The organism is Streptomyces sp. Ru62 (assembly GCF_002920615.1).
GTDB lineage: Bacteria > Actinomycetota > Actinomycetes > Streptomycetales > Streptomycetaceae > Streptomyces.
On record NZ_PQSU01000021.1, the window covers coordinates 21,735 to 41,468 of the forward strand.

A 19,734-nucleotide genomic window follows, 5' to 3' on the forward strand; every position below is an offset into this window, starting at 1 on the left:
CATCACCGGACCCTTTCCTACATGGCCAGTTGCCGGCGTGCTGGGCGTGGGGAGTGGACGGTGGGGTTGGATCGTTCCGGACGGCTTGTGGGAGTTGGCGAGGCCGTTGCCGCGTCGGCGCGGGTGCGTCCGGAGGGCGGCGGGGTCGCGAATCGACGATGAGGCGGTGTCCGCCGCGATCATCGACGTGCTGGTCAGCGGCTGCGCCTGGTGAGCGTTGCCACCGTGCTTCGGAGCGTCGAAGTCGACCGTGCATCGCCGCTTCACCATCTGGTCTCGCGCCGGAGTATGGGGACGGCTGCATCAGAAGGTTCTCCAGCTCCTGCGCTCCTGGACGAGCAGGAGCAGGCGAGGCCGGTGTCATCTGTTCGTCCCCAGCTCGTTGGACGGGTTCGTCGTGCCCTGCAGCTGGCCGGCTTCCTTGTCGTCGATGAGGCGGACGACGCCGCGCCGGGGCTGAGAGTGAGCGAGGTGCCCTTGGGAGTGCTGGTGAGCTGGACGACGTCGCAGGGGTTCACCGCGCTGGCGGCAGATCAGCGTGGGGCGTCCAGCGACGGGATGCGGGTGGTGGTGCAGGCCGCGCGGTGGCGGGCCTGCTGGTCCAGTGCGGGCACACGGTGGTGGAGACGCCGGACGGGCTCGGCATCGTGGTGCTGGCGGGCGGGCGGCCGGTGCGTGACCGCCGGCTTCAAATCTCACCCGGTCACAGCTGACGGCCGGCAGCGTCCCCGCCGGGGTCGTCGGCCAGCACGATCGCCGTGGTGATCCGCTTGCCCACCGGTTCTCGGTGGATGGCGAAGCTGGCCGACGGCCATCACGATCTCCAGCCCGCGCTGACCGATGTGGTTCGGGTCGGGCGCGAGGGATCGCGGCCGGGGTGGGGTTGCTGTCCCAGACGGTCATCTCGATGGCGCCGCCGTTGATCTCCAGGGTGAGCGGGCAGGGGCCGGGTGCGTACTTGCGGGCGTTGGTGACCAGCTCGCCGACCACGAGCTGCACCATGCCCGTCGCGCGCCCGGACACCGGCAGCCCGTGCACGGCCTGCACGTCGGTGAGGAAGGTGCGGGCCAGGTCGCGGGCGACGCGATGTCCTCGCTGCCCTCGAAGGCGCCGGACACCGTAATGGCGTCCCCCAGCAGCGATTGTCCGTCCTCGCCGCCTGCGATTTGTTCCATACCGGTCCGCCTCGCCCGTGCCCAGACGTGCTTCGCTCGTTCACACGCGAACCGTCACATCAGGCGCGGACTCGTGATCCATGTCGCGCCCGCAGGAAGGGGTCCCGGCGTACTCGGAGCTTGGGGCCCTGGCCGGGTCGGGTCGTTCGGCCGTCGGCGCGAGCCTGACGAGAAACGGGCGGCCTCCGCCCACGAGCGCCGGCGCGGCCCCGCCGGCGGGGAGGATTCGAGGCGGGGCCCCGGTCAGCACGGCCGGGTCATGCCGTTCAGGCGGACGACGACCAGGGCGATGTCGTCGCCTGCCCCGCCAGTGAGGTGGAGGCGGGCGAGGAGGGCGTCGGCGAGGTGTTCCGGGCTGAAGTCGGTGCAGGTGGTGAGGGTGGAGATCAGGCCGGTCAGGCCGGTGTCGATGTCCTCATCGCGGCGTTCGATCAAGCCGTCGGTGCAGAGGATGAGGGTGTCGCCGGGGCGGTACGTCGCGTTGGCCTGGGGGCGGGGGACGTGTTCGGGGCGGGCGCCCAGCGGTGGGTGGGTGGCCTGGTCGAGCAGGTCGCAGGTGCCGTTGGGGTGCAGCAGGACGGGCGGGGGGGCCTGCGCTGCTGTAGATGAGCAGGTGGCTGTGGCAGTCGACGAGGACCTGGACGGCGGTGGCGACCAGGGCTCCTTCGACCGAGCGGGCGTACAGCCCGAGGACCTCCAGGGCCTGGGCGGGGCCGTGGACGGCGCGGGTGGCGGCGCTCCGCGCGCTGCGGAGCATGCCCATGACGGCGGCGGCCATCAGCCCGTGGCCGACCACGTCACCCACCGCCACGGCGAAGCGGTCCCCGGGCAGGTCGACCGTGTCGTACCAGTCACCGCACACGTTCAGCGCTCCCACGGCGGGCAGGTAGCGCACCGTGACGTCCGGGTGTCTGGCCAGGTCCGGGACGTGCAGCATGGCCTCCTGCAGGGCGACGGCGATCCGTCGTTCACGGGCGTGGGCCCGCCGCAGTTCCTCGTTCAGCCGCTGCAACTGCCGCGCCCGGGCGTACAGCTCGGCCTCCATGGCGGCCTCCCGGCCGGGGCTGAGCGACGGCAGGTACGCCGCGCGGCGGGCGCGGACGACGTCGGTGATGTCCTCGACCCGGTGGATGATCCAGGCGACCTGCCCGTCCGCCCCCAGGACGGGCGCGTTGATCGCGGACCACCAGCGTTCCTTGAACACCTCGGGGCTGCCGGCGACCGGGATGTCGTACTTCTGCACCGCCATGTGATCGCTCTGGCCGCTGGACAGACCCTGTGCAGCGAAGCTTTCAGCGCCGCCACCCCGTCGGCCTCCGGATCGGCGGGGTTGTCCGGGAAGGCGTCGAAGAAGTGCCGAGCTCCCGCTCCCGCCGAGCCCGCTCATGGCGTCAGGTGGCCGCTGCACAGCGCTCAGCCTGCGGACCGCACCCGCTCAACGATCCTTCTCTTGAACCTCCACGCCGGCACCGTTCGCTGTGGTGACGACCATGATCAATGTCAGCGCTACTTCCTGTACCGGAACTCAGACCCGGGCCACGCCAACCGTCTGCCGACACCGCCACGCGGGTGGGGTGACCCGGGCGCCTCCAAGTCGTTGAACGCCCCCCGCGGATACGGCCGTGGTGGTCGGCCGTCACGGGCACTCCCCCGTCCATGACACCGTCGCGGACGATGACGTGGCGGGCGCCGCCCTGGTCGTCGGCCACCTCGCCGAACCCGGCCACCGCCGGATCGCCCACATCGAACACCACGAGCCCGACCCCACCCGCAGCATCGAGATGCCCAACGCCCAGCGCACCGACGGCTACCGGCAGGCCATGCGCGACCTCGGCCTGGAAGCCGAGATCGACGTCGTCTCGACCAGCTACACGCAGCAGGGCGGATACGAGGGCGCGAAGCAGTTGCTCACCCACCCGATCAGGCGCACAGCTGTCTTCGCTGGAGCGGACGTCGTCGCCACGGGTGTACTGGAGGCGGTGGCCGATGCAGGGCTGTCGGGACCGGGTGATCTCTCGGTGGCCGGCTACGACAACACGACCTTCGCCGCGCTCGGCCCGATGTCGGTTCGTCGATCCGTACGGACGACGCGGTCAGGAGACGCCGTCGCCGCGTCGCCACGTCGGCGCGCCGGGGCGGCTCGGTACCGCCGGCGCCCCGTCCCCCGCGCCCCGCCCGTTCCGGGGGACGTCCCCGGTGTCCCACGGGACGTGGGAACGGCATTCTGACAGCTCGTCACGGAAACGCTGGCTGTCGTGATCACGGTGCGTGGTCACGAGAACGACAGCCCGGAGGTTTCCATGATCCGACGGACCCTGCAGAGCGGCCTGCTGGCCGCGGTCGCGGTGCTCGCCCTCCTGCCCACGGCGGCCGGTGCCGCCCAGGCGGGCGGCACCACCCCGTACCCCACGCCCGCCGCCGGCGTGCGGCACACCCTCCCCTCGCTGCTGCCCGCTCCGACCCGGCACCAGTCGGCGAAGCACCGCACCGCCCGCCACGACCGCAGCGTCCAGCGCGGGCACCGCGTGCACCACGCCGGGCGCCGCCTCCACTCGGCGCACCGCACCCACCGGCTCGGCCGCGTCATCGTGCGGACCGCGTCGTACCGGCGTGGCATCCCCGCCGTGGGCCGCGTGGTCACGCACCGCCTCACGCTGAACGTCCGCTCCGGCCCGGGCACCGGTTACCGGGTGGTCGGCCACCGGCACCCCCACCGGCTTGTGGCCCTCACCTGCAAGCGCTACGGCACCGGGGTGTTCGGCAACCACACGTGGTACCGGCTGTCCCACCACAGGGGCTATGTCTCCGCCCGTTACGTCAGGGTCAACGCCACGCTCCCGTGGTGCTGACGGTCCCCCACCGCCGTACCCCCTGAACCACCGCCCAGCCCGACCGTCGCGGCCTGTTCGAGGACCACACATCCCCGAACAGGCCTTCGACGTGCTCATGTGCCTCACCCTCCTCACACCTCACTGAGTGTTGCAACCGCCTCCCCCTCGGGAAGCCATTCCGGCATCAAGGGCGAAGCGCCCATAGTGGAAAGGGAGTCGAGGGACGCACCATGCCCCAGCCCGAAAAACCGACCGCGCCCGACGAACCGTTGCTGGTCAGACTGCGGGAACTGAAGGACGGTACGGGGCTGAGCCTGGCGGCGCTGGCAGCGCGCACCCCGTACAGCAAGTCCGCCTGGCACCGCTACCTGACCGGTGCACAGCGGCCACCGCGGCCGGCCGTGGAGGCGCTCATCCGGCTGGCCCGCGTCGATCCCGACGCGGTACTGGCCCTGTGGGAAGCCACCGAGCACACCGCCGACGGGCCATCGCCCGCGAGCACCCCGGACGGGATCGGACCCCGGCGCTCGGGCGGGCGACGGTGGCTGCCGTTGTGCGTGCTCGCGCTGGCGGGGGTGACGGCCGTGGTGGGCGCCGCCGTCGCCGCGCACGACCAGAGCGGTTCGACCGGTACGCCGGTCGTGATGGCGGTCCCGCACTGCCACAGGCTCTCCTGCCGGGGCGAGTTGCCCGACGCGACGGCCTGCGCACGCGACGCGCGGACCACCAGCACCGTCACCGACCCCGCCTACACCGTCCGGCTGCGCTACTCCCCGGCCTGCGGTACCGCCTGGTCGGAGGTGCGGGTGCGCTCCCCGCACGCCCGCGAGGTCTCGGTACGCGCGGGCCGGGACGTCCTCTCCACGACCTACCCGGCCGACGACACCACCGGCTACATGAGCCCGATGCTCTCCGTACGCTCCCCCCGTGGCGTTGAGGCCTGCGGGGAGGTGGGCGAACAACTGGCGTGCACCGGCTTGGACGTGCAGGATCCGGACGAGGGCTGATCCCCTGCCCGGGGGCGGGCAACGGTCCGCCCGCCGAGCCGTTGGCGGGGACCGCCCGAGTACGGCAGGCGGCGGGCGGCCGGAGTACGGCAGGGGCGGTAGCGGGTAGTCGTCGGCGCCGAAGAAGCGGACCGGGGGGCCGAGGGTGGCGGCGGCCTGCTCGGCCTCCTCGCGGCGTACCGCCTTGATCTCTCGCGCCACGCCTTGGCGGACTCGCCGCGCTCGCCCGAGGTCAGGCAGGCGATGGTGACCCTTCGCCCCGGGAGGCAGGGCGATCGCTTCGCCCGCCCGCCATACGGAGTCCCCGGCGTGCGCGGCGACGACAGGGTGGCCCGGTGACCGACGCGAGCGTGGACAGAATGAACCGCTTCCGGGCCGAGGGGGCATCCCGGGGGCTGCCGACAGAGGAGGTGGAGGAATGGATACGTGTCGCCCGCCCGGCGGTGGACTTGGCGGAGGGCGGTGACAGCCCCCTCGTGGCCCGGGTCGGCGGCGACCCTGTGCTGCCGCACGGCGCGCCGAGGGCCGTCCGATCCCTTCGTGGCCTTCGTCGACCTCGCGGCGCAAATGCCCTTGCTCGCGAACTCGTCACGCGGGTCGGCCAACACCGCCCGTGATCCGGCGTCTTCGGCAGCCCCTTTCATCTCGGTCGTGAGGGTGTTCCGCAGCGTGACAACCCAATGCAGCCTCAAGAGGGAGTGGGCGCCGGACATCGTGGGTGTGCAGCCGTGGCTGGTGTCGGACGGCTGGACTGAGGGTCAAGGGGAGTGTGTGTCACATCCCGTGGCTGGTGGTTGCCGGTGCGGCGTTCCGGCTCTGAAGGGAAACCAGGTGCGCGCCACCTCACCTCATGTCAGGCTCCACCGGTGAACCGTGAACAGATCTCCAGGCTCGCCCATGCGGATCATCCGATTGCGGCTCCGCTCGACGACGACTCGGTGCGCCGACTGCTGGAACGCGGCATCCCATGCGGCGACGAGCGCGTACTCGACCTCGGCTGCGGTGGCGGGGAGTGGCTCGTGCGTGCCCTGACCACGTATCCGCAACTGCGGGCCGAGGGCGTCGATGTCTCCGTGAGCTCGCTGACGCATGCTCGTACGACCGCGCGCACCCTCGGCGTCCACGAGCGCCTCGTCCTCCATCACGAGGACGCCGTGGACTTCGCCGCCGTCCACGCGTTCGACCTGGTGCTCAGCGTCGGGGCCACGCACGCCTTCGGTGGCCTGCTCGCCACCCTGACGGCGGCGCGAAAGCACCTGGCTCCCGGGGGCCGCGTCCTGATCGGTGACGGATTCTGGGCCGGTGAGCCCTCCCCCGAGGCCGTCGAGATGCTCGGCGACCTCGCTGACCTCCCGACCACTGTGGACCGCGTCATCGCCGATGGGTGGACACCCGTCTACGGGCACATCAGCACACGCGACGAGCTTGACGACTACGAATGGGCCTGGACGGGGGCACTGGCCTCATGGGCCCTGAACCACCCCGACGACCCTGGCAGTTCCCAAGCGCTCGCAGCGGCCACCACGCACCGCGACCAATGGCTGCGCGTCTACCGGGACGTCTTCGGCTTCGTCTGCCTGATCCTGCGTCGGACGTCCGCTGAACCGGAGTGGACCGCCCCGCCACCTCAGTGAGCCTCATCCGGTTCTGCAGCAGTCGGTGGTGATACACAGCAGATCAGTGGTCGTTGGCGGCGGCGCCAAGCATCTCGTCCCGGCCGCCGCTGTGCACGGTGATCCTCCGCCCCCGGGAGGGAGGGCAGATTCGCGGCGATCGGTGGGCTGGTCATGCCTCCCGTCCCTGCCGCAGGCCGGTGTGATGGGCGGGTCGACCAGGACGGCCACAGCTGAGGTTGTGCCGGCCAGATCCGATACTCGACGCCGGTCCGATGCGGCTGTGCCAGGTCCCGGACCGGCCAGTGTTGCCGGCGCCGTAGGCCGTAGCCGCCCGGCGGTGATGACACGGCAGCGGCGGTTGTGAACGGCGGGACCTGCCCGATTGTCTGGACCGCGGGCGCTGGGGGAATGCGGAGATGGACCAGTCGCGGGAGAGATCGCCCGCGCGGTGCGGCGCGTCACAACGCCCCGGTCCACGCCCGGGTGGTCAGTCGTCGCCGTTACCCCCTCCGGGGCAGACATCCCTCAGAGGGCGTTCTGGGCATCGCCAGGACGCGGACATGAGACACGTTGCGAGCGAACGAGAGGACGACCGATCATGATCAGAAGGGACCCCGCCGCTGCCCCCGTCGTTGAGCAGTCGGTGCTCGACGACCTGCGCCTGCGCCTGCGCGGCTACCGCCGAGTCGACGTCCCCACCGGGTTCGGATGGGCGCGGGGTGTCGACGGCGACTACCTCGCGGACCTCATCTCCTACTGGGCCCGCTCCTACGACTGGCGTCAGCACGAAGCCCGGATCCGAACCCTGCCCTGGGCCCTGGCCGGCCTGGCCGACGCACCGGTGCGGGCGATCCATCTGCGAGCGGCGCGCACCGACGCGGTGGCGGTGGTGCTCCTCCACGGGTGGCCCGACTCCGTCCTGCGGTTCGAGAAGGTCCGGCCGCTGCTGTGCGACCTCCATGTGGTCATCCCGGCCCTGCCTGGCTTCCCGTTCGCCGCCCCTGTCGCCCGCCGCGGCATGTCGTCCCGGGACATGGCCGAAGCGATCACGAACGCGATGACCGAGCTCGGCTACGAACGGTACGTCGTGTCCGCGGGCGATGTGGGCTGCGATGTCGCCGAGGCGCTGGCCGCCGCTCACCCCGACCGCGTCGCCGCCCTGCACCTGACCGACGTGTCGCAGTACCGCTTCCTGGTGGACGCGCCGCGGGACCTGTCCGACGCGGAGCGGGTGTACATCCGACACGGTCGTCACTGGCAGGCCACGGAGGGCGGTTACATGCACGAGCAGGCCACCAAGCCGCACACGCTGGCGGTGGCACTCGGTGACTCGCCCGCGGGCTTGGCCGCCTGGATCCTGGAGAAACTGCGGGCGTGGACCGACTGCGGCGGCGACGTGGAAACGGTGTTCACCCGGGAGGAGTTGCTGACGTGGATCACCGCGTACTGGGTGAGCGGCGCCATCGGCACCTCCTTCACCCCCTACGCCGAGAGCGCGGCGAAGCCGGCCGGACGCATCGACGTCCCCACGGCGTTCACGATCTTCCCGAAGGACCTCGTCAACGCGCCCCGCGAGTTCGCGGCACGCTTCTTCGACGTCCGCTCCTGGACAGAGGCACCCGCCGGCGGTCACTTCGCCGCCTGGGAGCGCCCGTCGGAGTACGCCACCGGTGTCCGCACGGCAGTTGGCCTGGCGAGGCAGGGTCCGGCGATCCCGTGATCGTCAGGAGCTTGATATCGGCCGCACCCGCAGCTCGCCGCCGGCCACGAGTTCGACCTGTAGTCACCGAACAGCCACGGAGCATGGGCCGTGCCGCCGGTCGCGGCACGGCCCACGCGTGCTACAGCGGGGTCGCCGCCTTCAGCACGGCGCGTGCGTGTCAGTTCCGCCGGCCGAGCTGATGTCAAGGCTCTGACTGAGCGCGAGGAGAGTATCAAAGAAGTCGAGTGCTACCTCGTAGCAATTCCCGCCTGCCCGTTATCTTGTCACCACCCCTCCTCTGCCAACAGGATGAGATCGGGCAGTTCGACGGAGGAGAGGCATGGCTGATCAGTGGGTGAGGCTCGAACTTGATGTGGCCAGCTTTGATGAGCATCACTTCGAGAAGTACGTGACTAGATGCCGGGCTGACGGCATTCGTCTGGCGACTCTGGCCGAGTTGGGGGACACACCAGAACATCGTCGCGCGCTATATGAACTCAACAAGGAGTGCTCGGCCGACATCCCCGAACGCGGGGCGTTCTACTCGTATGAGGAGTATGCCGAGCGACGGTTCTCAGTCGCCTCCTACGACCCGCGCGGTGTCGTGGTTGCTTTGGACGGCGATATCTGGGTCGGGATGGCGGCAACGTCGGCCCACGGGGACTTCGTGTTCAACGAAATGACCGGCGTGCGGGCCAGTCATCGGGGCCGGGGGATCTCAATTGCCATGAAGACGTTCGGGATGGGCTTCGTCCGTGAGTGTGGTGCGAGCAAAGTTCGCACGTTCCATCACCCACTGAACGAGAGCGCCATCTCCATGAACCAGAAGATGGGTTTCACGGAAGCGAGGGACTGACACGGAGCCGGGCCTTTCCGAACCGCGCCTGTCAGGAACGCGGGCCGACAGGGCCCGGTGACACACACGCTTTCGCCGTCAGCGGCTACCCCAGCTCGGACACTCGCGACTTCAGCCAGACCGGGGCTCGACATCACCCGAGAGGGGTGGCCATCCAGTCTCGTTGCCGATCGTGAAACCGCGGGGTGTCGATCGATCGTATCCGGTGTAGCGGGACAGCGACTCAAGAAGGGCACGCAGGTTGCGGCCCCAGATCCATCCGGTGACCGGCTCGGTCACGCGTCCTCCGTCCCTGCGAGAGGAACAGCATGGCAGACGGAAGCGCCGTCAGGCTGCAGCGGCAAGAGCAGTCGGAAAGGCCGTCTGTTCCTCGAACAGCGTGTGGTCCTGGAGGTAGTGGTAGAGCCGGCCGAGCGTGATGCTCGACTCCTTGCCGAAGGCCCGGGTGATGGGTGAGGCTCCGGCGTACGCCTTCAGGCCGCCGGCATCCGTGAAGCGAGCCTTGTCGTCTCCGATCTCGGCCGGCACCCGGGTGCAGAGCGGGACGCCGAGTCCCGGGAAGCTCAAAATCACCTCAGCGTCCGGGTGCTGAGGGAAAGCCTCTTAGCCCCTTCCACCGCCTCGGCGAGTCGTCGGCGGCGGTGCACGGCCTCCAACTGGACGAGGAGGGCGCGCATCTGCTCGCCCAGCGCCTCCTCGACCAGCGGCGGCCGATGGGCCCAGTCGGCACGCAAAGCGTCCTGGAGTCGGTCGGCCCTCTCCTTGATGCCCCGCTTGCGGCCGGCCCTTGGGGGTACGACCGTCAGCTGTGTGCGCGTCAAGTTCGCCGCGGAGGTTGGCGTCGGGGTGGCTCTGAGGAGCTCCCGGGCCTCTGGCCGGCACAAGCCGGTGCGCCAAGGTTCGAAGGCCGCCAGGGCGGCCGGGCAATACTCCCGCAGGAGGGAACCAGCTGGTTGGCAAGCTGCTGCCGGTTTCACAGTGAGTCCTGTTGGACACGGGCCAGGGCGGCGATTGCGCGTCCAAGGTCGGATTTCTCCGAGCGCACCGCGCAGGCCGGCGAGGGCACGGTCGGCGGCGTCGGCGCCGGCGTCGTCCCGGGATGCGAATCGACCGGCCGTGACCCGCCGATCCGGCTTGCGTCATCGTCGCCGCTGGTTGGTCCGCAACCCCCGTCTGCTTCATGGTGCGCGGTCCGATGATCGCCGAGTTGACGCCCGGATGGTTGTGACGGAAGGCGACGGCCGGGCCCCATCAGGGTGGGGCCGGCCGCCGACGGGTTGTACGGGCCGGTTCAGCGCTGCAGGGTGAGGACGCCCGGCCGCCACGGCAGCTGGTTGTAGTCGCCGCTCGCGTTGGGGGACTTGCCCTGGTAGAGGAACTGCAGGTTGCAGGGGTCGATGGTCATGGTCTGGTCGGGGTTGTTGCGGACCAGGTCACCGTGGCTGATGTCGTTGGTCCAGCTGGCACCGCTGTTGGCCTTGCCCGCGAAGGGGTTGCTCTCGCTCGTGGCCTGCGGGGTCCACGTGCCGCTCAGGCTGGAGGCGGTGAAGGAGCGGAAGTAGCGCCCGTTCGCCCCCATGGCCTCGACGATCATGAGGTACTGGTTCTGGCCCTGGACCTTGTAGACCTGTACGGCCTCGAACAGGTTGGCCTTCGTGTCGCTCATGACGGTCGTGTACGACGAGCCGAAGTTGCCCGGGAAGTTCCCGATCGGCATGCTCGCCCGGTAGATCTTGCCGTTGTCACCGGCGAAGAACAGGTACATGTTCTGGCCGTCGGCGATCAGGGTCTGGTCGATCGGGCCGGTGTCGGAGCCGGAGATGCTCCCGGTGAACAGCGGCTGCGGAGCGGACCAGCCGTTGGGGTTGGTGGGGTCGCTCGACGTGCGGTAGATGAAGGGCCAGGCACCCCACTGGTACGCCAGCACCCAGATGTTCTTGGGCGCGAAGTAGAACAGCGTGGGCGCCACCGCGGCCTGGCTCATGCCGGTCTGGCCGGTCGACGCCATGTCCGACCAGTTCGTGAAGGGGCCGAACATCATCGAGCCGTACGACGACCCCGAGACGTTCGACGCGTAGACCAGGTGCTTGCCGTTGTACGTCACCGTGGTGAAGTCCTTCACCGCGGTCCACCCGTTCGCCGGCTGCGCCAGCACACCGGTCGACGTCCATCGGTACGTCGACGGAAGGGAACACGTGCCGTCCGGCGGGGTCGAGGTCCCGGACAGGCCGGTCCACTTCTGGTTGCTGCCGCCGTTGCACGTCCAGATCTGCACCGCTGTGCCGTTGGCCGTGCCGGCGCCCGCGGCCTCCAGGCACAGCCCGGACTCCACGCCGACGACCGTGCCGTCGGAGTTCACCCGCCACTGCTGGTTCGCCCCGCCGGAACAGGTCCAGATCTGCACCCGGGTACCGGCCGCGGTGGCGTGGCCGGGAACGTCCAGGCACTTGTTGCCGTAGACGGTGAGCTGGTTGCTGTCCGTCGACGTCCACTGCTGGTTGGTCCCGCTCCAGCAGTCGTAAATCTGCAGGTACGTGCCGTCGGTCTGGCTGGCGCCCGGCACGTCTAGACACCTGCCGGAACCGACGCCGCGCAAGGCGCCGCTGGAAGCCGCCTGAGCCGGGGAGGCGACGAGCATCGCCGCCAGCGCGGCCAGGGCCGCGACCACGGCGGCGAGCACCGCAGACGGATGCCTGCGGCTGAAACTTCCTCTGGGCATGGATTACTTCCTCAACCTTGAGTAGGCGGTTCCGGTCGGCCTCGTCAGAGGCCGGCCGGACTGTCGGGTGGTGCGGTGTGCAGCCGTCTGCGAGCACGTACCGAACCGACGAGCACCCGGTCGACACGGCCGAAGACGGCGGTATGCGGCAATTGGCGGGGCCATGACATTCGCACGCGTTACGGCTCCTTGCGACTCTGGCTTCGGGCGGCGCTACCGGAATTGCCCCGGTGTGTGATGGAGCGACTCGACATGTTCGCGATATCGAACAAGAGTCGAAGTGTCGAGCAACCCGAATGATAGGGAATCGGTGAACGGCGTCAACACCTCTCGCATGTATCGCCACCAAGACCGAAATCCTTCGTACCCAACCCCTCTCTTCTCGTGATCGTGAAGGCCGTCGCGCCAACGGACGGCACTGCGACCCGGCTCGCGAGTCCAAGGGTTCGCGGGGAGAAGAGAAGGTGAGCACTCAACTATCCGCCGACGGCGGTACGGATGGTTCGACGTCCGGCTTACCGCCGTTCCGAAACTTTCGTTTACCGATCGGAAATTTCTCCTGCGGGGAGTATTGACGATCCATGGTCGCCACCTCAATATCCCTGTCTGAGAGACCGTCCTTGGTTCGAGATTCCGAGCCGTGTCGGCCTGGGCAATCCGTGCCGCACGGCAGATCCAGGACCAGCCGCACGACAGATCCGCGCTCCACAGCACCTGCGCCACCTTGTTTCGTATCCGGTGAGGTTCGCACCAGCGCATCGTGGCTCTTCGCACAGTTGGAGAGATTCGCGACGCAGTGTGACGGTCCCCCGGCTGAGCCGCGATGGAGTACCCCGTGCCCGTGTCGAGACGCCGCCGCCGACCCGACGTCACCCGACGGCCGAACCGGGTGCGGCCCGTCCCGGTCGGGATCGTGCCGATCCCGTGACCGCGGTGTCCGGTGATTCCGTGCTGCCCCGGCTCCGGCCTGCCCCGTCCGTCCGCCGATGGGAGCGGACGATGCGATGCCCTGCCCTTCAGTCCATCCGTGATCACTACCTCGGAGGCACAGTCATGGGCTCTTACGCCCTTCCCAGACCCGTCGTCCGCCGGAAGATCCGCGGCCTGTTGCCGGCGCTGGTCGTCGGCGTCCTCGGTGCGGTCACCGCACTGGTCACGCCGCCGACCGCACACGCCGCCGAGAGCACGCTCGGCGCCGCGGCGGCGCAGAGCGGCCGCTACTTCGGCACCGCGATCGCCTCGGGCAAGCTGGGCGACTCGACGTACACGACGATCGCGGGCCGTGAGTTCAACATGGTGACGGCCGAGAACGAGATGAAGATCGACGCCACCGAACCGCAGCGGGGCCAGTTCAACTTCACCGCCGGTGACCGCGTCTACAACTGGGCGGTGCAGAACGGCAAGCAGGTGCGCGGTCACACCCTGGCCTGGCACTCCCAGCAGCCCGGCTGGATGCAGAGCCTCAGCGGCAGCACGCTGCGCCAGGCGATGATCGACCACATCAACGGCGTGATGGGCCACTACAAGGGCAAGATCGCCCAGTGGGACGTCGTGAACGAGGCCTTCGCCGACGACGGTTCGGGCGGCCGGCGCGACTCCAACCTGCAGCGCACGGGCAACGACTGGATCGAGGTCGCCTTCCGCACCGCGCGCGCCGCCGACCCGGCGGCCAAGCTCTGCTACAACGACTACAACATCGAGAACTGGACCTGGGCGAAGACCCAGGGCGTGTACAACATGGTCCGCGACTTCAAGCAGCGCGGTGTTCCGATCGACTGTGTCGGCTTCCAGTCGCACTTCAACAGCGGCAGCCCCTACAACAGCAACTTCCGCACCACCCTGCAGAACTTCGCCGCCCTTGGTGTCGACGTGGCCATCACCGAACTCGACATCCAGGGCGCCTCGTCGACGACCTACGCCAACGTGACCAATGACTGCCTGGCAGTCTCGCGCTGCCTCGGCATCACCGTCTGGGGCGTGCGCGACACCGACTCCTGGCGATCGGGGGACACGCCGCTGCTGTTCAACGGCGACGGCAGCAAGAAGCCCGCTTACACCGCCGTCCTCAACGCACTCAACGGCGGCACCACCACGCCGCCCCCCACGGGCGGCGGACAGATCAAGGGCGTCGGCTCTGGCCGCTGCCTGGACGTGCCCAACGCCAGCACCACCGACGGCACCCAGCTCCAGCTGTGGGACTGCAACAGCGCCACCAACCAGCAGTGGACGTACACCGATGCCGGCGAGTTGAGGGTCTACGGCAACAAGTGCCTGGACGCCGCCGGCACAGGCAACGGCTCCAAGGTCCAGATCTACAGCTGCTGGGGCGGCGACAACCAGAAATGGCGCCTCAACTCCGACGGATCCATCGTCGGCGTCCAGTCCGGCCTCTGCCTCGACGCCGTCGGAGCCGGCACCGCCAACGGCACCCTGATCCAGCTCTACTCCTGCTCCAACGGCAGCAACCAGCGCTGGACCCGCACCTAGCACCGTGCTCCTACCGGTTGCGCGAGATCGCGAAGCCGCTGATCCCACCGTCGAAGGTGCGGCCGCAGGGCGGCGGGACGCGGGACACGCCCGATGAGACGCTGTTCGCGGCCATCATCCACGTGCTGGTCAGCGGCTGCGCCTGGCGGGCCCTGCCGCCCTGCTTCAGGGTCTCGAAGTCGACCGCTCACCGCCGGTTCCCGAACTGGTCCAAGGCCGGTGTCCGGGACCGGCGGCACGAGGCCGTACCGCACCGGCTGGACGACGCCGGCCTCGTCGACGTCACCCGCGTCGTTCTCGACACCGCTCACATGAGGGCTGAAAAGGGAGCGAACGCACAAGTCCGAGCGCCGTGGACCGAGCCTGGCCGGCTCACTGACGGCGGCCCTGGACCAGCGCAAATTGCCGGCCCGGCGGATCGAGGAACTGCTGGAGGCTCACCCTCTTTCGAAGGTCCTGACGTCGATGCCGGGAGCCGGCGTCAGGACCGGAGCCCGCAAGCTGATCGAGGCCGGCGACGGCAGCACCCCTCCGACCGCCGGCCACCTCGCTGCCTACGCGGGTCTCGCCCCGGGCCCACTACGACAAGAAGCTCGCTCGCGCTCGACGATCATCTCTCCCCCTCTCCCGCGTTCGTGGGCTGGGTGAACTCCGAAGGCTCCTCCAGCCACCCCCGGCGAGCGGCCTGGACCGCGGCCTGGAAGCGGGTGCTGGCGCCCAGTTCGGTCATCAGATGGCGGATGCGGCGCTGGGTGGTGCGCTGGCTCCAGCCCTGGGCGCGGGCGATCGCCGCGTCCGAGCAGCCGGTGGCGAGCAGCTTGACGAGGGCGAGGTGGTCGGGATGGCCGGAGGTGGCGGGTGGGGCCGTGGGCGGTGCGGGGGCCTGGAGGGGCGATCCGCGGTCCCACTCCGCTTCGAAGAGTGCTTCCAACGCGGTCAGCATCGGTGAGCGGTTGATCAGGTACGCGACGAGGTGTCCGCCCGGGGCGAGGCTGAAGGGGATGACCGCCTGCGCGTCGTCGGCGATCACGAGTTTGATCGGCAATTGCGGTCGTACGCGGGCCTGTTCGCCGGTGCGTATGCTCGGCAGGATGTCGTCCCGGAGGCGGCCCGGCCAGGCGACCGCGCCCCGGTCGTAGAGTACGCGGTGGGTGACGCCCGAACGCTGTCTGCGGCGCTGGTCGTCCAGATTGCTGCCGGGGCGGTCCACGTAGGGCGGCCGGTCGAAGGTGCGGATCTGACGGCGGGCGCCGGCGGTGAGCCTGCGGACGGCGGCGCTGATGTCGTCACGGCCACGGAGCACTTCCACCGCGACGTCCGGGTCGGCGATCCGTTGCGCCTCGCGGTGTCTGTCGGCCAGCTGGCGCACCACCGCGCGAGCCGTGTCGAGCTGCCGTTCGCGTTCCTTGATCAGTTCGGTGACCGCGATGTCGGGGGCGGTGGCGGCGAAGCGTGGGGGGCGGCCGGCCGATCTGGTCGCGAGACCCGCTTTCACCAGGATGGACAGCAGCCGTCCCGCCGCGCTCGTACTCGTCCCGGATGCGCTTGCCACCTCGGAGGCGGTGCTGTGGGGCAGACCGATCAGCGCCGTGTAGACACGTTGTGCTTCATCGCCGAGTCCGACGACGTCAAGTTCCATTTCCCCTCCGTAGTCCGGCAGTCGACCGTAGGGCCGCCGTCCTTGTCGCATCTGTGCGCACGGGCGCCAGTCCCGCGGCCCGACCGCCGTGCTGAACGGATACCGGCGGTGTCTTGTTCCGTTCTCGCCGCTGTTACCGCCATGCCGGCCCTGGGCGGCGGTCGGCGGAGCACCACGGACCTCGGCCCAGGACCAGGAGCGCGGACTGGACAAGCCGCTCCGCCGCCGTTCGGCGCTACTGGCGCGCCGACGCGTAAGTGCCACGCCCGCCCTGCCGAGGGCTCGGCCCGTACGCTCCAGCGCGCCGACGCGTAAGTGCCACGCCCGCCCTGCCGAGGGCTCGGCCCGTGCGCCGCACTGCTTCCTGCCCGCCGACAAGGGCGGGAGGAGGACTGCCGTGACCTCGACGCCACGATGGCGCGGCGGCTCGATCCGAGCCGTGTACAGGCTCTCGGTTACCGACGACGTCATCTTCTGTTTCGACTCCGGCAGTTGCTGGCCGATCGGTGCCGTCTGGCGCAAACCAGCCACCTCGACACCCTAGCGCCGCTTCCGCATGCATTGGCATCTTCACTGCGGTGAGGCGGCGTTGGCCGTGAGATGACGCTCGATGCACGTCCCCTGGGATGTTGCAGGTGTGAATGTGGCCCGCTGGTGTGTCACATGTCTGACGTCCCGTCACCGAGGCCGTGGCCTCCGGCCTCCCCGTAACAGCGGCCGTCCGCACCGACAGACGGCCGAACGGAAGGACTCTTGGGTTGAATCACTCCCGCAACAGGGCCGCGTCCCCGCAGGGTGCGCGCAGGTCCCGACGGCACCTGGCCGCGACCGTGGTGATCACGGCCGCGGCACTCGCCTTCTCCGCGCTGCCCGGCTCGGCCGGCGCCGCCTCCATGTCCGACGCCCCCGATGGCGCCGGCACCATGGGAGCGCTCCGACAGGTCAAGACGGCGGCCAGGCCGGGGTCCGGGACCGTGCACCTGTCGTCCGGGCAGCGTCGGCGGCTCCTCGACCAGGCGGTCAAGGCGGCGCCGGGCACCGCCCGTTCACTGGGTCTCGGCCGTCAGGAGAAACTGATCCCGAAGGACGTGATCCAGGACGCCGACGGCACGGTCCACACCCGCTACGAGCGCACCTACGCCGGACTGCCCGTCATCGGTGGCGATCTGGTCGTCCACCAGCGGCAAGGAGCCCGCTCCGTCACCTATGCCTCCAAGATGAAGCTGACCCTGCCGACGACCACGGCCAAGGTCCCGGCCGCGACGGCGAAGAAGGCGGCCCTGGGCAAGGCTGTGGCGAGGGGCACCCGCAAGGCGGCCACGCACACGGCCCCGCGCAAGGTCGTCTGGATGATGGGTGACGAACCGAAACTGGCTTGGGAGACGGTCGTCACCGGCGTGCAGCAGGACGGCTCCCCCAGCGAGCGCCACGTCGTGACGGACGCCGTGAGCGAGGACGTCCTGGGGAACGCCGAACACGTGGAGTCCGCCCAGGGCAACAGCCTCTACAGCGGGCAGGTCACGATCGGCTCCACCCGCCAGGACGACGGCACGTACGCCCTGATCGACCCCCAGCGCGGTGGCCACCGGACGCTCGACTCACGTGCCACGTCCAACGGTGTCCTGTTCACCAGCGATGTCGACGTGTGGGGCGACGGAACGGCGGCGAACCCCCAGACCGCGGCGGTGGACGCAGCGTACGGCGCACGGACGACGTGGGACTTCTACCTCGACCGCTTCGGCCGCAACGGCATAGCCGACGACGGCCGCGGCAGCTCCTCCCGAGTCCACTACGAGCAGCAGCCAGGAGTCCCCCTCGCCAACGCCAACTGGCAGGACGGCTGCTTCTGCATGAGCTACGGCGACGGCGCGGACGGGCACCACCCCGTGACGTCCCTGGACATAGCCGCACACGAGATGACGCACGGAGTCACCTCCTCCACGGCCGGACTGGGCGACTACGGCGAATCACCGGCGCTCAACGAGGCGATCAGCGACATGATGGCCGCCGCCGTGGAGTTCTACGCCGACAACCCGAACGACGTGCCGGACTACACGATGGCCGAGCTGGACGATCTGCACGGTGACGGCAAGCCCATCCGGTACATGGACCTCCCCTCCAAGGCCGGCATCAGCGCCGTCGGCTACGCGCCCCTGGACTACTGGACGCCGCAGGCGAAGTCGGACGAACCACATATGGCGGCCGGGGTGGGAGACCACTTCTTCTACCTGCTGGCCGAGGGCAGCGGGAAGAAGACCATCAACGGCGTGGCCTACGACAGCCCCACCTATGACGGGCTGCCGGTGGCGGGCATCGGGCTGGCCGACGCCGCCGACGTGGTGTACCGCGCGCTCACCGTCTACATGACCAGCACCACCGACTACGCCGGTGCCCGCACCGCGACGCTCCAGGCCGCCGCCGACCTCTACGGTTCGGGCAGCGACGCCTACGAGGCCGTCGCCAACGCCTGGGCGGCCGTCAACGTGGGGACCGGCTTCGTCCATCACATCGCCGTCGAGCCGCCGCCGACCGAGCCGGTGGCGGTCGGCCAGCCCGTCAGCCGCCAGATCACAGCGACCAGCAGCCGTCCCGGCGCGCTGACCTACTCCGCCAAGTCGCTGCCCCGGGGGTTGTCGATCGACCACGCCACCGGTCTCATCACCGGTACGCCCGACAAGGCCGGCGACTACAGGTCGGCCATCGTCATCGCGGACGCGGCCGGGGACACCCGGAACCTCTCGTTCACTTGGACCGCCCTGGAATCCGGCGGACACTTCTTCGTCAACCCCACCACATACGTGATCCCCAAGTGGGGCACCGTCGAGTCGCCGTTGATCGTCCGGGGGAAGCCGGGCAACGCACCGAGTGACCTCAAGGTCAGGGTCGACCTCGACCACGGGTTCAGCAACGCCATGGTGATCGATCTGATCGCCCCCGACGGCACCGTGATCCACGTCAAATCCTGGGGACCCTGGGTGCTCACGCCCGAGCTGCACGAGACCTACACGGTCGACGTCTCGGCGGTCACCACGGTCGGCACCTGGAAGCTGCGCGTGACCGACGGCACCCCGGGCTTCTACGACCTGGACCCGGGTCATCTCCAGCGCTGGAGTCTGGACTTCTCAGGCGGCCCCTCGGTCGCGGCCGGCTCGCCCGCCAGGTAGAGCGCGCGAAGGTTCTACGAGGGTGCGGCGCCTGCCGGCGGACGTCAAGGGCGTCGCTGTCCCTGCGGCGTGCGTCTGGTCCGTGCGATCGCGTGAGCCGGAGCGCCCTTGATCACGGGGTCCCCCTCTTCCCGCAGGAGTACGGCTGCTGTGGCCACGTGAGCATCCGGGACAACCCGTAACACCTCGACAACTGACGTCCAGTCAGGTAGTGACGCTCCCCCTCACGTCCCGGGAGGGAGCGTCGACGTTCATGGGATCGCTCCCATCAGGGAGCTGCTGGAAGGAGTCTCTTGGCTACGAGCACACGAACCCGGCGACGGAGGCTGGCCATACCCCTGCTGGCCCTCGTCCTGGCCGGCGGCGGCACGGTCGCCACCGGGGGTACGGCAACGGCGGCACGCGCCGAGCCGGACAGCTCGGGGGGCAGCGGTGTCAGCTCTGGATTGCGGCCCGGAGGAGATCGGGTCGACCTGACCGGGGGCGCCGGCCGGTTCAGACAGCACCAGACCGGTAAGTCCGATGCGACACGCGAGCA

The 19,734-nt window shown here is 69.7% G+C and carries 12 protein-coding genes and 5 pseudogenes; 11 read left to right on the forward strand and 6 right to left on the reverse strand.

Annotation, left to right across the window (positions count from 1 at the left end):
- Positions 1–46 precede the first annotated feature (46 nt).
- Positions 47–325, forward strand: a pseudogene (locus tag C3492_RS26915) (transposase); the annotation flags it as partial.
- Between the two features lie 1,093 nt (positions 326–1,418).
- Here the strand turns inward: C3492_RS26915 and C3492_RS26925 are convergent.
- Positions 1,419–2,534 (reverse strand): annotated as a pseudogene (locus C3492_RS26925) (PP2C family protein-serine/threonine phosphatase); the annotation flags it as partial.
- 263 nt (positions 2,535–2,797) lie between these two features.
- On the opposite strand from C3492_RS26925, the gene C3492_RS26930 reads away from it, so the two are divergent.
- The 3 genes from C3492_RS26930 to C3492_RS26940 all read left to right on the forward strand — a co-directional run bounded on the left by C3492_RS26930 (position 2,798) and on the right by C3492_RS26940 (position 5,013).
- Positions 2,798–3,403 carry a substrate-binding domain-containing protein gene (locus tag C3492_RS26930; RefSeq protein WP_103814866.1) on the forward strand — a complete coding sequence of 202 codons (606 nt, stop codon included), beginning with the start codon at positions 2,798–2,800 and terminating at the stop codon, positions 3,401–3,403.
- 72 nt (positions 3,404–3,475) lie between these two features.
- Positions 3,476–4,024 carry a hypothetical protein gene (locus tag C3492_RS26935; RefSeq protein WP_146075722.1) on the forward strand — a complete coding sequence of 183 codons (549 nt, stop codon included), beginning with the start codon at positions 3,476–3,478 and terminating at the stop codon, positions 4,022–4,024.
- A 212-nt stretch (positions 4,025–4,236) separates the two neighbouring features.
- On the forward strand, positions 4,237–5,013 hold the full coding sequence (locus C3492_RS26940; protein ID WP_103814870.1) for an XRE family transcriptional regulator: 777 nt from the start codon (positions 4,237–4,239) through the stop codon (positions 5,011–5,013).
- 99 nt (positions 5,014–5,112) lie between these two features.
- On the opposite strand, the pseudogene C3492_RS46055 reads toward C3492_RS26940, so the two are convergent.
- Positions 5,113–5,400, reverse strand: a pseudogene (locus tag C3492_RS46055) (PIG-L deacetylase family protein); the annotation flags it as partial.
- A gap of 479 nt (positions 5,401–5,879) precedes the next feature.
- On the opposite strand from C3492_RS46055, the gene C3492_RS26955 reads away from it, so the two are divergent.
- From C3492_RS26955 to C3492_RS26965, 3 genes are all read left to right on the forward strand, one after another.
- Positions 5,880–6,647, forward strand: coding sequence for a cyclopropane-fatty-acyl-phospholipid synthase family protein (locus tag C3492_RS26955; RefSeq protein ID WP_103814872.1), 768 nt, complete (start codon positions 5,880–5,882; stop codon positions 6,645–6,647).
- Positions 6,648–7,227: 580 nt separating this feature from the next.
- Positions 7,228–8,349, forward strand: coding sequence for an epoxide hydrolase family protein (locus tag C3492_RS26960; RefSeq protein WP_181140568.1), 1,122 nt, complete (start codon positions 7,228–7,230; stop codon positions 8,347–8,349).
- A 322-nt stretch (positions 8,350–8,671) separates the two neighbouring features.
- Positions 8,672–9,187, forward strand: a complete 516-nt coding sequence (locus C3492_RS26965; protein WP_103814888.1) for a GNAT family N-acetyltransferase — start codon at positions 8,672–8,674, stop codon at positions 9,185–9,187.
- Between the two features lie 327 nt (positions 9,188–9,514).
- On the opposite strand, the gene C3492_RS26970 is transcribed toward C3492_RS26965, so the two are convergent.
- The 3 genes from C3492_RS26970 to C3492_RS26975 all read right to left on the reverse strand — a co-directional run bounded on the left by C3492_RS26970 (position 9,515) and on the right by C3492_RS26975 (position 11,906).
- On the reverse strand, positions 9,515–9,760 hold the full coding sequence (locus C3492_RS26970) for a transposase (protein ID WP_107500678.1): 246 nt from the start codon (positions 9,758–9,760) through the stop codon (positions 9,515–9,517).
- On the reverse strand, positions 9,757–10,008 hold the full coding sequence (locus C3492_RS44250) for a hypothetical protein (RefSeq protein ID WP_146075723.1): 252 nt from the start codon (positions 10,006–10,008) through the stop codon (positions 9,757–9,759). The genes C3492_RS26970 and C3492_RS44250 overlap by 4 nt, the downstream gene beginning before the upstream one ends.
- Before the next feature lie 470 nt (positions 10,009–10,478).
- On the reverse strand, positions 10,479–11,906 hold the full coding sequence (locus C3492_RS26975) for a non-reducing end alpha-L-arabinofuranosidase family hydrolase (protein WP_103814892.1): 1,428 nt from the start codon (positions 11,904–11,906) through the stop codon (positions 10,479–10,481).
- A gap of 1,053 nt (positions 11,907–12,959) precedes the next feature.
- On the opposite strand from C3492_RS26975, the gene C3492_RS26985 reads away from it, so the two are divergent.
- From C3492_RS26985 to C3492_RS26995, 3 genes and pseudogenes are all read left to right on the forward strand, one after another.
- Complete coding sequence (locus C3492_RS26985) at positions 12,960–14,393, forward strand: endo-1,4-beta-xylanase (protein WP_103814894.1); 1,434 nt, start codon at positions 12,960–12,962, stop codon at positions 14,391–14,393.
- Positions 14,378–14,763, forward strand: a pseudogene (locus C3492_RS26990) (transposase); the annotation flags it as partial. The gene C3492_RS26985 and the pseudogene C3492_RS26990, both read left to right, overlap by 16 nt.
- A pseudogene (locus tag C3492_RS26995) lies at positions 14,751–14,966 on the forward strand (transposase); the annotation flags it as partial. The pseudogenes C3492_RS26990 and C3492_RS26995, both read left to right, overlap by 13 nt.
- 37 nt (positions 14,967–15,003) lie before the next feature.
- On the opposite strand, the gene C3492_RS27000 reads toward C3492_RS26995, so the two are convergent.
- Positions 15,004–16,032: a helix-turn-helix domain-containing protein gene (locus C3492_RS27000; protein WP_103814896.1), complete on the reverse strand. Its 1,029-nt coding sequence runs from the start codon at positions 16,030–16,032 to the stop codon at positions 15,004–15,006.
- Between the two features lie 830 nt (positions 16,033–16,862).
- Here C3492_RS27000 and C3492_RS27005 point away from each other — a divergent pair.
- Entirely contained in the window at positions 16,863–19,196 is a 2,334-nt protein-coding gene (locus C3492_RS27005; protein WP_103815075.1) for a M4 family metallopeptidase, read from the forward strand.
- Positions 19,197–19,734: the final 538 nt, after the last annotated feature.

Bases quoted from the DNA above. Each gene is read 5' to 3' on its own strand.
- C3492_RS26935 (WP_146075722.1), top strand. From the start codon at position 3,476: ATGATCCGACGGACCCTGCAGAGCGGCCTGCTGGCCGCGGTCGCGGTG.
- C3492_RS26940 (WP_103814870.1), top strand. From the start codon at position 4,237: ATGCCCCAGCCCGAAAAACCGACCGCGCCCGACGAACCGTTGCTGGTC.
- C3492_RS26960 (WP_181140568.1), top strand. From the start codon at position 7,228: ATGATCAGAAGGGACCCCGCCGCTGCCCCCGTCGTTGAGCAGTCGGTG.
- C3492_RS26965 (WP_103814888.1), top strand. From the start codon at position 8,672: ATGGCTGATCAGTGGGTGAGGCTCGAACTTGATGTGGCCAGCTTTGAT.
- C3492_RS26975 (WP_103814892.1), bottom strand. From the start codon at position 11,906: ATGCCCAGAGGAAGTTTCAGCCGCAGGCATCCGTCTGCGGTGCTCGCC.
- C3492_RS26985 (WP_103814894.1), top strand. From the start codon at position 12,960: ATGGGCTCTTACGCCCTTCCCAGACCCGTCGTCCGCCGGAAGATCCGC.
- C3492_RS27000 (WP_103814896.1), bottom strand. From the start codon at position 16,032: ATGGAACTTGACGTCGTCGGACTCGGCGATGAAGCACAACGTGTCTAC.